The sequence below is a fragment of the Amycolatopsis albidoflavus genome, from assembly GCF_039525725.1.
GTDB lineage: Bacteria > Actinomycetota > Actinomycetes > Mycobacteriales > Pseudonocardiaceae > Amycolatopsis > Amycolatopsis albidoflava.
In genome coordinates this window covers 23,282-37,111 of the sequence record NZ_BAAAHV010000030.1, presented here as the reverse complement: position 1 = coordinate 37,111, position 13,830 = coordinate 23,282, and the positions used below count along the sequence as shown (strand labels likewise).

The 13,830-nt window shown below is 68.3% G+C and carries 11 protein-coding genes; 7 read left to right on the top strand and 4 right to left on the bottom strand.

Annotation, left to right across the window (positions count from 1 at the left end):
• From ABD156_RS44300 to ABD156_RS44285, 4 genes are all read left to right on the top strand, one after another.
• Window positions 1–471, top strand: coding sequence for a MarR family winged helix-turn-helix transcriptional regulator (locus tag ABD156_RS44300; protein WP_344287606.1), 471 nt, complete (start codon window positions 1–3; stop codon window positions 469–471).
• A gap of 63 nt (window positions 472–534) precedes the next feature.
• Window positions 535–4,530 carry a DUF7507 domain-containing protein gene (locus tag ABD156_RS44295; RefSeq protein ID WP_344287604.1) on the top strand — a complete coding sequence of 1,332 codons (3,996 nt, stop codon included), beginning with the start codon at window positions 535–537 and terminating at the stop codon, window positions 4,528–4,530.
• Window positions 4,531–4,670: 140 nt separating this feature from the next.
• Window positions 4,671–7,262 (top strand): rifamycin-inactivating phosphotransferase, encoded by a 2,592-nt coding sequence (gene rph, locus ABD156_RS44290; RefSeq protein WP_344287602.1) that lies wholly within the window; start codon window positions 4,671–4,673, stop codon window positions 7,260–7,262.
• Between the two features lie 103 nt (window positions 7,263–7,365).
• The gene (locus tag ABD156_RS44285; protein WP_344287601.1) at window positions 7,366–8,049 is read left to right on the top strand and encodes a CAP domain-containing protein; all 684 of its coding nucleotides are present in this window, start codon (window positions 7,366–7,368) and stop codon (window positions 8,047–8,049) included.
• Here the strand turns inward: ABD156_RS44285 and ABD156_RS44280 are convergent.
• Window positions 8,043–9,035, bottom strand: coding sequence for a cation diffusion facilitator family transporter (locus tag ABD156_RS44280; protein ID WP_344287599.1), 993 nt, complete (start codon window positions 9,033–9,035; stop codon window positions 8,043–8,045). The genes ABD156_RS44285 and ABD156_RS44280 overlap by 7 nt on opposite strands.
• Window positions 9,036–9,114: 79 nt before the next feature.
• Window positions 9,115–11,406, bottom strand: a complete 2,292-nt coding sequence (locus ABD156_RS44275) for a (Fe-S)-binding protein (RefSeq protein ID WP_344287598.1) — start codon at window positions 11,404–11,406, stop codon at window positions 9,115–9,117.
• A gap of 169 nt (window positions 11,407–11,575) precedes the next feature.
• On the opposite strand from ABD156_RS44275, the gene ABD156_RS44270 reads away from it, so the two are divergent.
• The 3 genes from ABD156_RS44270 to ABD156_RS44260 are packed head-to-tail and all read left to right on the top strand — an operon-like array spanning window position 11,576 to window position 12,943.
• Entirely contained in the window at window positions 11,576–11,902 is a 327-nt protein-coding gene (locus tag ABD156_RS44270) for a DMT family transporter (RefSeq protein WP_344287597.1), read from the top strand.
• Window positions 11,899–12,459, top strand: a complete 561-nt coding sequence (locus ABD156_RS44265) for a TetR/AcrR family transcriptional regulator (RefSeq protein WP_344287595.1) — start codon at window positions 11,899–11,901, stop codon at window positions 12,457–12,459. The genes ABD156_RS44270 and ABD156_RS44265 overlap by 4 nt, the downstream gene beginning before the upstream one ends.
• Before the next feature lie 43 nt (window positions 12,460–12,502).
• Window positions 12,503–12,943 carry a GNAT family N-acetyltransferase gene (locus ABD156_RS44260; protein ID WP_344287593.1) on the top strand — a complete coding sequence of 147 codons (441 nt, stop codon included), beginning with the start codon at window positions 12,503–12,505 and terminating at the stop codon, window positions 12,941–12,943.
• Here ABD156_RS44260 and ABD156_RS44255 read toward each other — a convergent pair.
• On the bottom strand, window positions 12,921–13,178 hold the full coding sequence (locus tag ABD156_RS44255) for a hypothetical protein (RefSeq protein WP_344287591.1): 258 nt from the start codon (window positions 13,176–13,178) through the stop codon (window positions 12,921–12,923). The two genes, ABD156_RS44260 and ABD156_RS44255, sit on opposite strands and share 23 nt — an antisense overlap.
• Before the next feature lie 82 nt (window positions 13,179–13,260).
• Entirely contained in the window at window positions 13,261–13,800 is a 540-nt protein-coding gene (locus tag ABD156_RS44250) for a YbhB/YbcL family Raf kinase inhibitor-like protein (RefSeq protein WP_344287589.1), read from the bottom strand.
• Window positions 13,801–13,830 lie beyond the last annotated feature (30 nt).

Here is a 13,830-nt window from a genome sequence, read left to right as displayed (position 1 = left end):
ATGTCAAGCGAACGCGAGGATCTGGTCGCTGAGCTGCTGCTTCGCTCCCGGGTGCTGTCGACCGAGACGGTCATGTTCCACACCGCGCTCGCCGAGCAGAACGGGCTCTCGCCGGTCGAGAGCAAGGTCACCGACTACCTCGCCCGGCTCGGTCCGCTCACGCCGAAGGAGCTGGCCGAGTACGCCGGGCTCGCGCCCGCGTCCGTCACCGCGCTGGTCGACCGGCTCGAACGCAAGGGCGTCGTCAACCGGATGCCGCATCCGGACGACCGGCGGAAAGTCCTCGTCGGCATCAGCCAGGCGAACGTCGAGCGCGCCGCCCCGCTGTGGGACGACATCGTCGCGGCGATGAAATCGCTGGCGGCCGGCTACTCCGACGAGCAACTCCAAACGGTGATCGGCTTCCTCGATCAGGCAGCGGCGATCACCCACGAGTCAACCGTGCGTCTCACCCATCGCTCAGCGGAGTGAGGTAATCCCACTGCCGGGTAGGAAATCGCCGCGACGTCACCGGATGGTGGAAAACTTGCGCGCATGGTTTCGGCCGGGAAACGTCTGCTCTTAGTCCTCGGCCTGACGGCCACTCTGCTGCCCCCGGCCGCGCCCGCGACCGCGGTGCCCGCCCGGCCGGCGCAGGATCTGCAGGTCACGGCGGTCGCGGAACCGCATCGGGTGCACGCGGGCGACCAGGTGACGTTCACGGTGAGCGTGACGAACCCGGCCGCGACCCCGGTGTCCGATGTGGACGTCGTGGACGAGCAGAACCCGCAGTGCGGCAAGAAGATCGGTTCCCTGGCTCCAGGTGCCGCCACGCGCTATCACTGCACGTTCGCCGCGCCGGAGAAGGGTTTCGTCTCGACGGTCAAGGTGACTGGCGTGGGCTCCGGCGGGCAAGCGCTGTCGGCTTCGGCGGGCAGCAACGTCGATGTCCTCCGCCCGGCTGTGACGTTGAGTCAGCAGGTCGACAAACCGGCTTACCGCGCTGGCGATCAGGCGACCTTCACGCTCAAGACCGCCAACACCGGCGACGTTCCGCTGCACGACGTGACCATCAACGGCTCAGGGGTCCCCTCGTGCGCTCGCGCTGTCGGGTCTCTCGCGCCAGGACAATCGGTGGTGGGCACCTGTACGGCGACGGTTCCGCTGCCGGACGGAGCGAGCGCGACCGTGAAGGGGATCGACCCGCTCGGCAAGGTCGTCTCGTCGACAGTCGACGCGAAAGTCCCCCTCATCACGCCCGCGTTGTCCGTCTCGAAGGCGGCCGTCCCGCCCGTGGTGCACGGCGGGGACCAGGTCACCTGGACTGTCACCGTGAGCAATACCGGCGACAGTCCGCTCAATCCGGTCGACGTCACCGACGACACGAACCCGGCGTGCTCGCGGTCCTTCGGCGTGCTCACGCCCGGGACTCAGCAGACCTACTCCTGCACCGCGAAACCTGCGTCGACCACCACAAACACCATCACCGCTACGGGCACTGACGGCACCGGCCGACCGGTCACGGCCAAGTCCTCGGCCACTGTCACGGTGATCCACCCGGCCTTGGCGGTCACCGCGGCCGCGTCTCCCGCGCAGGTGCGCGAAGGGGACCGCGTCACCTTCGCGGTCACGGTGCGCAACCCTGGCGACGTGCCGCTCGACGACGTCGCGGTGGCGGACGACAGCGTGCCGGGTTGTGTGCGCAACTTCGGCACGATGGCTCCCAACGCGGTCGAGACGTACAAGTGCGAACAGTTAGCCCCGGCAGACGACGTGACCAATACCGTTGTCGTGACCGGCAAAGATCAGCTTGGAACGACACAGCGCGCAACCGCGGACGCGCGGGTCGACGTGGTCCACCCGACGCTGGAGGCCACTGTCGCGGCCGCGCCTTCGCAGGTGCGCGAGGGGGACCGTGTCACCTTCACCGTCACGGTAAGCAACACCGGTGACGCCGAGTTCCGTGACGTCACGGTGGCAGACGACCAGGTCGCGGAATGCGCACGCACTCTCGGAACCGTTTCCGCACAAGGCAAACAGACCTTCACCTGCACCACGGTCGCCGGAGCGCAAGGGTTTACGAACGACCTAGCCGTGACCGGCACGGACCCGACCGGCCGCCCGGTCACCGCCAAAGCCAGCGCAGCCTTCACCGTGCAGCACCCAGCGGTGACCCTGGCCGCGGCTGTCCAAGGTGGACCGTTCCGCGAAAACGACGCCGTCCCGGTGCACGTAATCGTGGCGAACACCGGTGACGTGCCGCTCACCGGGCTGGCGGTCAGCTCGATGGCCCGCGCCGAAGGCTGTACGCAGCAACACGATGACGCACTCGCCCCCGGAGCCAACTGGACGTTCGGCTGCGCCACCACCGCGCCGAGTACCGACGTGACCGAGGCACTGCAGGTCACCGCGAAACCGCCGGTCGGAGCACCGGTGACGGCGGCGACCGAGGCGGCGATCGACGTGATCCACCCGCTCATCACGCTCGCGCAAAGCGTGGCACCGGCGGTCGTGCACCCGGGCGAGCCAGCGACGTTCACTCTCACCGTGACCAACGCCGGCGACACCGAACTCCACGACACCCAGGTCGCCGACCCGGCCGTCCCGGAATGCGCAAAGCGGCTGGGAACCCTTGCCCCGCAAGCAAAGCAGACCTTCACCTGCGCTCATCCCGCGACCGACGACCTCACCAGCGACGCGACAGTGACCGGCACTGATCCGTCCGGCCGTCCGGTGACCGCGAACGCGAGCGCGCACGTCGACGTCATCCACCCCGCCGTCCAGATCACGCAGACGGTCGATCCGGCTCAGGTGCGCGAAGGGGACCAAGTCACCTTCACCGTCACCGTGCGCAACAGCGGAGACGTGCCGCTGACCAAGGTGTCCATTGTGGACCAAAACACCCCAGAGTGCGCCCGCGACTTCCCGACTCTGGCAGCAGGAGAAGAACAGCACTACACCTGCGCCACCAAGGCCGGTCACGACGGCTACTCCAACACCACCAAGGTGACCGCCGCAGACCCGCTCGGCGGCACCGTAACCGCCAGCGCGGACGCCGCGTTCACCGTGGTGCACCCGGGTTTGGCGGTGACGAAGACCGTCCACGGCGGCCCCTTCCGCGCAGGCGACCCGGTCACCTTCACCATCACGGTCACCAACACCGGCGACGCCCCGCTCACCGCCGTCAAGGTCGAAGACCAGGGCCCGTGCGCGAAAACCCTCGACACCCTCGCTCCGAAAGCGAACAAGACCTACGACTGCACCATCCCCGCCCCAGCCGACGACGCCGTCAGCACCGCGCACGTGACCGGCACCCCGCCGGTAGGCCAGCCGCTCACCGCGTCCGCCGACGCGCACATCGACGTCATCCACCCCGCGCTCACGGTGATGACCTCCGCGAACCCGACCGTCGCGCGGGCTGGCGACACCCTCACCGTGACAGTCGCCGTCACCAACACCGGCGACGTCCCGCTCACCGCGGTGACCAGCAACGATCCCGCCTGCCCGAAGAAGTTCGACCGCCTCGAACCCGGCGCCGCGCAGAGCTACCAGTGCACCGTGAAGGCCAAGCTGGACGACTTCGCCGTCGTCGCCACCCTGACCGGCGCGGACCCGACGAACCGCCCGGTCACCGCGTCCGGCTCGGCGAAGATCGACGTCATCCACCCGGAAATCGCGATCATGAAGGACGCCCAGCCGTACGAGGTGCGCCAGGGCGACAAGGTCACCTTCTCGCTGCTGGTCCGCAACGTCGGCGACGTCCCGCTGACCGCGGTGTCCGTTGTGGACGATCGCACCCCGGCCTGCGCGCACCAGATCCCGAGCCTGGCCCCGGATGCCCAAATCGAGTACCAGTGCACGATCACCGCGGGCGCGGCCGGCTTCACGAACACCGCGACGGTGACCGGCACCGACCCGACGCAGCGAACGGTGAGCGCCACCGGCCAGGCGTCGTTCAAGGTGAAGAAGCCCGCGTTCACCGTCGCCAAACACGCCGCCGGCAGCGCGTATCGAGCCGACGACTCGGTGCCGGTCGAGGTCGTGCTGACCAACACCGGCGACCAGCCGTTGCACGACGTCCGGGTGACGGACCCCGCCTGCGGGCACACCTTCGCCGAGCTGCCGATCGGCGGAACCCAGCGCTACCAGTGCGTCGCTCCGGCTACCGCCACCCCGACAACCGCGACCGCGGCCGCCCCGTGGGGTCCGCCCGTCACCGCGACCGGAAAGGCGGACTTCACGGTGCTGCGTCCGGCGCTGGACCTGCGGCGCGACTACCTGCAGCAGCCGATCCGTCCAGGTGACCCGGTGACGTACGTGAGCACCCTCCGCAACACCGGGGACGCGCCCTTGCACGACGTGACCGTTCGCGATGCCGACCCGGCGTGCTCGTTCACCGTCAATCAGCTGGCCCCTGGCGAACAGGTCACGCGCGCCTGCACGCTCTCGGCGCGCGCGGACGCGACCACGACGACCACCGCGACCGCGACGGACCAGACCGGCCGTCCGGTGACGAAGGAAGCCGTCACGACGACGAAGGTCAGCCGGTGATGAGGGAAAAAGAAAAGGCAGAAGAGAACTCGTCTCCCTGCCGTATTTAACTTATAACGCATCGGGGGACTTGCCGCAAGACCCGGGTGGTACCGCAGAATCTCCAGCCGAGAACGACCACAGACGGGGGAAACGAACGAATGGGCAGCTACGTGCTCGGGCTCCAGGAGATCGACCAGGAGCAGGTCGCGATCGTCGGAGGCAAGGGCGCGCACCTGGGCGAACTCGAGCGGATCGACGGGGTCCGCGTGCCGCCCGGCTTTTGCGTGACGACGGACGCGTTCGAGCGGATCATGGAGAACGCACCGGAACTGGCGAAGCCGCTGGAGCGGTTGTCGAACCTGAATCCGGACGACCGGGACGCGATCAGCGAAGGCAGCGCGGAGGTCCGGCAGGCGCTCGAAGCCGTCGCCATTCCGGACGATCTGGCGGCGGAGATCACCGACGCGCTGGTGGACGGCCGCGCCTACGCGGTCCGGTCGAGCGCGACCGCGGAAGACCTCCCGGGAGCCTCCTTCGCTGGTCAGCAGGACACCTACCTGAACGTCATCGGCGCGGAGGCGGTGCTGCGGCACGTCAGCCGGTGCTGGGCGTCGCTGTTCACCGAACGCGCGGTGACCTACCGGCTGCGCAATGGCTTTGACCACCGGAAAGTCCACATGGCCGTGGTCGTGCAGCAGATGGTTTTCCCGCAGGTGGCCGGGGTCGCCTTCACTGCCGACCCGGTGACGTCCAACCGGAAGATCGCCACCGTGGAGGCCAGCTTCGGCCTCGGCGAGGCGCTGGTGTCCGGCCTGGTCAACGCCGACAGCTACCAGGTGCGCGACGGCGCGATCATCGAGAAGGCGATCGCCGCCAAACAGCGCGCCATCCTGGCCGTCGAGGGCGGCGGCACCGAAGAGCAGCTGATCGCCGCGGACCAGCAGGAACAGGCCGCGCTGACCGACGAGCAGGTGCTTCGGCTCGTCGAACTCGGCCGCACGATCGAAGCGCATTTCGGCGGTCCGCAGGACATCGAATGGTGCCTGGCCGACGACGAGTTCCAGATCGTCCAAAGCCGCCCTATCACGACGTTGTTCCCGATCCCGGAGGCCAGCGACGAGGGCAACCACGTCTACGTTTCCGTCGGCCACCAGCAGATGATGACCGACGCGATGAAGCCGCTCGGCCTGTCGGTCTGGCAGTTGACGACCCCGCGGCCGATGGCCGAGGCGGGCGGACGGCTGTTCGCGGACGCCACCGCGCTGCTGACCGTGCCCAAGAGCCGCACCAGTTTCCTTGAGATGGCCGGGAAATCCGACCCGCTGATGGGCGACGCGCTGGCGACCGTCCTCTCCCGCGACGGCTTCATCCCGCTGGCCGAGGACGACGGACCCGGCCAGCCGGTCCCCGGTGCCGCACCGGCCACCATCGAGACCGATCCGGCCGTCGTCACCGAGTTGATCCAGCACAACGAGGCTTCGATCACCGAGCTGCGGCGCGAAATCGCGACGAAGTCCGGCAGCGAGCTGCTCGACTTCGTCTTCGAGGACTTCAAGGAACTGCGCCGGATTCTCTTCGATCCGCGCAGCCATGAGGTGTTCACCGCGGCGATGCAGGCTTCCTGGTGGCTCAATGACCACCTGCAGGACTGGCTCGGCGAGAAGAACGTCGCCGACACGCTCACCCAGTCAGTTCCGCACAACATCACCGCGGAGATGGGACTGGCGCTTCTCGACGTCGCGGACGTGCTGCGGACGCATCCCGAGGTCGTCGCGTTCCTGCAGGACGTGGAGGACAACGGCTTCCTTGAGGAGTTGCCCAAGCTGGCCGGCGGGGAGGAATCGCGCGCGGCGATCCAGGGGTACCTCGACAAGTACGGCATGCGCTGCGTCGGCGAGATCGACATTACCCGCCCGCGCTGGAGCGAACAGCCGGTCGCGCTGGTGCCGATGTTGTTGTCCAACATCAAAAACTTCGAGCCGGGAGCCGGACAGCGTCGCTTTGAACAAGGGCGGCGGGAAGCGTTGGACAAGGCACAGGAAGTGCTGGAACGCTTGCGCGCCTTGCCGGACGGCGAGGCGAAGGCCGAAGAAACCGAGCGCATGATCGAGCGCGTCCGGACGTTCACCGGATACCGCGAGTACCCGAAGTACGGCATGATCAGCCGCTATTTCGTGTACAAGCAGGCCTTGCTGGGCGAGGCCGCGCGGCTGGTACGGGCCGGGGTGCTCGACGAGCCGGAGGACGTCTTTTTCTTGCGGCTGCAGGAATTCCAGGAGGTCGTCCGGACTAACGAGGTAGACCGCGAGCTGATCCAGCAGCGCAAGGAAGCCTTCCGGTCCTACGAATCGCTGACGCCGCCCCGGGTCCTGACCTCCGACGGCGACGCGGTTTCCGGAAGCTACCGGCGCGACGATCTGCCCGAGGGCGCGCTGGTTGGCCTGCCGGTGTCCGCCGGGACCATCGAAGGACGCGCCCGCGTCATCCTGGACCTCGCCGACGCGGACCTCGAACCGGGCGACATCCTCGTCACGGCGTACACGGATCCGAGCTGGTCGCCGCTGTTCGTCGCGATCACCGGCCTGGTGACCGAGGTCGGCGGCCTGATGACGCACGGCGCGGTGATCGCGCGGGAGTACGGCTTGCCCGCGGTCGTCGGGGTCCAAGGCGCGACGCGGCTGCTCAAGGACGGCCAGCGGATCCGGGTCAACGGGACCGACGGGTACATCGAGGTTCTCGACGCTGGGTAGTGGGTCTCCGGCCGCTGCGCCATTTGGAGGTAACCATCGTAATCAGTTCGTGATAGTTTCCGCGGCTGTGTCCTCCATTAGTGTGCGCGTCCGGGTCGTGAGTGTGACTCTCAGTGTTCTCTTCGGGGGGCTCGGAGCGGCTGGCGGAACCTTCGCGCTGCGCTCCGGGCACCTCGAAACACTGAGCGTCGCTGTCCCGGAAACGCGCAACGACGGGCTGTCCGCAGGTGCGTTGCGGCCCTTCGCGGTGTCGCCGGCGTCCTCCACGTCGGCGACACCGAGCTCCAGCGCACCCGCGACCACGACGACCCCGTCGACGTCGGCCAAGCCCGCGCCGCCGCCTCCGCCCACCGAAGAGTCCAAAGAGGACACTCCGACGAGCAGCAGCGCGAAGCCGTCGCCGAAGCCGCGCAGCTCGCCGACGCTGGCCGGTCAGGTCATCAGCCTGGTCAACGACGAGCGGGGCAAGGCGGGCTGCGACCCGGTGACCGAGGAATCGCACCTCGACAAAGCCGCGCAGGGACACAGCGACGACATGTCCAACCGCGACTACTTTTCCCACGACACCCCGGAAGGCGACAGCTTCGCCGACCGCATCACCGCCGCCGGATACTCCAAGCCGGGCGCGGAGAACATCGCCAAGGGCGCGACCAGCGCGGACCAGGTGATGCAGATGTGGATGAACTCCAGCGGGCACCGCAAGAACATCCTCAACTGCTCGCTGACGAAACTGGGCGTCGGCGTCGCGACGGACGGCTGGTACTGGACGCAGGACTTCGGCTACTGAGTCGGCCGCGGCGGGAGGCCGTACCGGGCCAGCACGGTCGCGCGCAGCTTCGGATCCGTCCGCGGCACCGGTTCGATGAACACCTCCGCGACGTCCGGGAACCGCTCGCTCAGCTCGTCCGCCATCCGCACGCACGCGCGTTCCAGGTCGGCGGCGCCGAGAGCGTCGTCGAAGTCCACCCGGGCGCAGACCAGGACGTGGTCGGTGCCCATCAGCATGGTCTGCAGATCCACCAGCGCGTCGATCTCCGGCGCGTCCCCGAGGTGGTCCCGGATGCCGCGGACCAGGCGCGGATCCGCCTGACGGCCGACCAGCAGACCGCGGTTCGTGCTGCCGAGCAGGTACGCGACGCACGCCAGCAGCACGCCGATGAGGATCGACGCGATGCCGTCCCACACGTCCGAACCGGTCAGCTGGTGCAGCCCGATCCCGGCGAACGCGAGCAGCAGGCCGATCAGCGCGGCCGAGTCCTCGAACAGCACGGTCTTCGGGGCCGGATCGTCGATCATCCGCAGGTAGGCGAAGAACGGCCGCTGCTCGGCCTTCGCGTCGCGGCGGACCTGACGGACCGCCTGCGTCCAGGACACCGATTCGAGCGCGAACGCGATCGCCAGCACGATGTAGCCGACGATCGGTTTGGTCTGCTCCCCGCCTTCCCCGAAAACGGTGGCGAATCCTTCGTACAGCGCGAAAACCGCGCCGGACGCGAAGATGGATACCGCGGCCAGCAGCGACCAGAAGTACCGCTCCTTGCCGTATCCGAACGGATGGCGGCGATCGGCCGGTCGCTCCGACCGCTTCAACGCGGTGAGCAGCAGCACCTCGGTGATGGTGTCGGCGACCGAATGCGCGGCCTCCGACAGCATCGCGCCCGATCCGGTGACGATGCCCGCGACGAGCTTCAGCACCGCGATGGCCAGGTTCACCCCGCCGGCCAGAACCACGGTGAGAGTGCTTTCGCCGCCGCCCTCGGATTCGTCGCTCACCCGGGAAAGCCTAATGGCCCCAGACGAAAACGGCCCCTCCAGCGCGAGGCTGGAAGGGCCGTCTTCAGTGCTGACCGAGTCAGTCGTCGCCCTCGGGCAACGGCGTTCCGGTCGGCTTCTCGTCGGTCGGGACGTCCGGCTTGGCCGACAGCTCCGCGTCCGATTCGTCGAGCGACGGCGCGCCCGAGGCGACCAGCGCCGGCTCCGGCTTGCGCTTCACCGCGGTGAGCAGCAGCTGCGCGACGTCCACGACCTCGACCTTCTCGCTCGCCAGCCCGTCGCTCTGGCGCGAGGTGACGCCGTCGGTGAGCATCACGCGGCAGAACGGGCAGCCGGTGGCGATCTTCGACGGAGCGGTGCCGAGCGCCTCGTCCACGCGCTCGACGTTGATCCGCTTGCCGATCTTCTCTTCCATCCACATCCGCGCGCCGCCCGCGCCACAGCACATCGACCGGTCGCCGTGCCGCGGCATTTCGCGCAGCTGCGCACCGGACGCGCCGACGAGCTCGCGCGGAGCGTCGTAGACCTTGTTGTGCCGGCCCAGGTAGCAGGGGTCGTGGTAGGTGACGTCCTCGGCGACCGGCGCGACCGGCGTCAGGTGCTTCTCCCGCACCAGGCGGTTCAGCAGCTGCGTGTGGTGCACGACGTCGAACTGGCCGCCCAGCTCCGGGTACTCGTTGGCGAGGGTGTTGAAGCAGTGCGCACAGGTGACGACCACCTTGCGCGCCTTGCGTTCCCGGCCCTCGAACACCGAGTTCAGCACCTCGACGTTCTGCTGCGCCAGCATCTGGAACAGGAACTCGTTGCCCGCGCGGCGAGCCGGGTCACCGGTGCAGGACTCCTCCGAGCCGAGCACGGTGTACTTCACACCCGCGATGTGCAGCAGCTCGGCCACCGCGCGAGTGGTCTTCTTCGCGCGGTCCTCGAACGCGCCGGCGCAGCCGACCCAGAACAGGTACTCCGCGTCGCCCAGGTCGCCGTCGAACACCGGAACCTCGAAGTCGAGGTCCTCCGTCCACTGCAGACGGTCCTTGGCGTTCTGGCCCCACGGGTTGCCCTTGTTCTCCAGGTTCTTGAACATGCCGTTCAGCTCCGTGGGGAACGACGACTCGATCATCACCTGGTAGCGGCGCATGTCGACGATGTGGTCGACGTGCTCGATGTCCACCGGGCACTGCTCGACGCACGCACCGCAGGAGGTGCAGGACCACAGGACGTCCGGATCGATGACGCCGCCGTCATCGCCGACGAGCGCCTTCTGCGACTCAGCGATCGCGAGGACGTCAATGCCCGCGTACATGTTGTCGCCGGACAACCCAACTTCGTCGCCAGCCATGTCGCGCTTACCGCCCGCGAGCAGGTACGGCGCCTTCGCGTAGGCGTGATCGCGAAGCTGCGTGATGAGCAGCTTCGGCGACAGCGGCTTGCCGGTGTTCCACGCCGGGCACTGCGACTGGCAACGGCCGCATTCGGTGCAGGTGGAGAAGTCCAGCCAGCCCTTCCAGCTGAAGTCCTCGATCGCGCCGACGCCGAAGGTGTCCTCGTCCGGATCGGCTTCTTCGAGGTCGAGCACCTTGCCCTTGCTCATCATCGGCTTGACCGCGCCGAGCGCGACGCCGCCGTCGGCCTCGCGCTTGAAGTAGATGTTGAAGAACGCGCTGAACCGGTGCCAGGCGATGCCCATGGTCATCGTGCGGGCCACGACGATCAGCCAGACCGTCGCGCTCATCAGCTTGATGAAGGCGAACACCGAAACCAGCGCCGCGCTCGAAGGCAGCAGCTCGCTGAGCGGGTTCGAGACGAACGCGGCCCAGGTCGGCGTCTCGTGGACGTGCATCGCGGCCTTGCCGGCGCGCACGCCGATGATGCCGATGCCCTCGACGATCACCACGGCCTCGACGAAGTAGGCCCACTTGAAGTTCGAGCCCGCGAAGCGCGACAGCCGGTCGGCCCGGCGCGGGTGGTTCAGCTGCCGGATGATCGCGAGCGCGACGCCGCCGACGACCGTGCCGACGCCGAGCAGCTCCATCAGGAGGCTCCACAGCGACCAGTCCTCGAGGATCGGCCAGCCCCAGGTCGGGACGAACACCTCGCCGTAGGCCTCGAACAGCGCGAGCGACCCGATCAGGAAGCCCCACATGACGAGCCAGTGCCAGGGCGCTACCTGGCGGAACTTCGCCATGCGGGTGTGCGCCGCGAACTCCTTGACCAGGGTGATCATCCGCGGCACAAAGGGGCCGTTGCGCGTCGCGTCCGGCTGGCCGAGCTTGATCACCCGCACGAAGCGGGCAATGGTCGCGATGAACATTCCCCAGGCGACGATGCCCAGGAGGACGGAAATCCCCCCGAGCGTCAGCTGTACAGCGCCCATCGTCGGGTGCCTTTCGTCCGGTGTGGTGGTGCCGCCGCGCGAGCGCGCCGGTGCCGAGCAGGGTAACGCTTCTTACTGATGGGTAACCGGTCCGACGGTCCCAAGTCCCACCGATGTGGTGCACGCCTCGCTAGCAAGTGGGACGATCGTTCAGGTACTTTGTTTTGCTATGGGTGCTTACTTGTACCTCGCTTTGGCCATCGCCGCAGAAGTGACCGCCACTGTTTCGCTCAAGCTCTCCGAGGGTTTCTCGCGCCTGACGCCGTCGATCCTCGTGGTGGTCGGGTACGGCTTGGCGTTCTTCGCGCTGTCGCGGGTGCTGAAGCTTGGGCTGCCGATCGGGGTGGCCTACGCGATCTGGGCGGCGGCGGGCGTGGCGCTGGTCGCGCTGGTCGGCGTGCTGTTCTTGAAGGAACCGATCAACCTCGCGGTGATCTCCGGGCTGGTGCTCGTGGTCGGCGGGGTGGTGCTCATCGAGGTCGGGAGCCAGTCGTGAAAATCCAGACCGACGGCCGCAAGATCCGCGGCGAGAAGCGGCGCACGGAGATCATCGAAGCGACCCTGCGAGTGATCGAACGCGACGGCGTCGCAGGGGTCACGCACCGCACGGTCGCTTTGGAAGCCGGGGTGCCGACGACGTCCACGACCTATCACTTCTCCTCGCTGGACGACCTACTCGTGGCGACGCTCATCTCGTGCGCGCGCGACATGGCGACCGAGGTGTACTGGATGATCGACCGCGCCCGGTCGCGCGGCAGCCGAGGCGCCGAAGAAGTGGCCGGCCTGCTCGCCGAGGCGCTGGGTCCCCGCCGTGGTCGCACGATGGCGGAGTACGAGCTGTACCTGCTGGCCGCGCGCAAACCCGAACTGCGCCCGGCCGCGCGACGCTGGCTGGATGTCCTGACGTCGATGGTCCGGCACGACGACGAGGTCGCGTTCCGTGTGTTCCTCGCGGGCATCGACGGACTGCTGATCCAGGGACTGATCGACGACGAACCGCCGTCCGCGGAGGAGCTGCGCCCGGTGGTGGACTATCTCCTCAAACCCGCCTGAATTCGGTGGAGTTTCCGGGAAGCGGTCGGCTAGCTTGCCGGGCATGAGGGTCGTGGGTGAATACGAGGTCGACGACCGGCGGGAGCGGCTCGACCTCGACGTGCTGTGGGAATTCCTGTCCACCGAGGCCTATTGGGGCCGATGGCGGACGCGAGACCAGGTGGAAGCGGCGATCGCCGGATCGTGGCGGGTCGTCGGGGCCTACTCGCGCGCGGACGGACGGCAGGTCGGCTTCGCGCGAGCCTTCTCCGACGGCGTGACCTCGGCGTATCTCGGCGACGTGTTCGTGGTCGAGTCCGCGCGCGGGAGCGGACTGGGCAAGGAACTCGTGCGCGAGATGATCGACAACGGGCCGGGCGCGCCGTTCCGATGGATGCTGCACACGGCGGACGCGCACGGGTTGTACCGGCAGTTCGGGTTCGAGGAGCACACGAAGGGCCGGTTCCTCGAACGCGAGGGGGTCAACCGGGAGTCTCTCCGGTAGGTCCGCTGTGGACGGAGAGGGCGGCGGCCACGACGTCCCGGATCAAGGTGTCGCCGGGTGCGCAGTTCACCAGGAGCCGGTCCAGGTCTTCCTCTCCGAACCAAGCGCAGTGCGGGTGCTTGTCCCATTCCAGGACCGGGCGCGCCAGGTCGCCTTCTACCTCGATGAGGTAGAAATCGCCGACCTCTTCGCCGTCGTCGAGCGGCCAACGGTGGCGGCCGAGGTTCCCGACCACGCGGCGCCCGCGGTGTCGGGCAGAGGTTGCGGAAAGTCCACGCCGTCCGCAACCTCCACCCCCGGCTCCCCCCATCGAACCTTCAGCCCTTGTTCTCGTAAACCGGCACCAGCGTGGCCCGCCCCAGCGTGTGGCCGAACAGGTTGAACCCCAGGAACGCGGGCGTAGCGTCCTCCGGAATCTCCAGCGTCTCCACATCCAGCGCGTGCACCACGAAGAAATACCGGTGCGGCCCGTGCCCGGGAGGCGGCGCGGCTCCCAGGTACTGGCGAACCCCGCCATCACCCTTAAGCGTGACCGCGCCCGAAGGCAGTCCCGACCCCGCGGCATCCCCCGCGCCGCCCTCGAGCGACGTCACCGAGGCCGGGAGGTTGAACACCGCCCAGTGCCAGAAACCGCTGGCCGTCGGGGCGTCCGGGTCGTACACCGTCACCGCGAAGCTGCGGGTGCCTTCCGGGAAGCCTTCCCACGCCAGCTGCGGCGACCGGTCCTCCCCGCCGGCGCCGAAGATGCCCGACAGCTGCGGCTGGGCCAGCGTCTCTCCGTCGGCGATGTCCGTGCTGCGCAGGGTGAACGAGGGAACCGACGGCAGGTAGTCGTACGGATTGGGCGGCTGGGGCATGGGTTCCTCCTGATCCACGGGGCTCTCCGG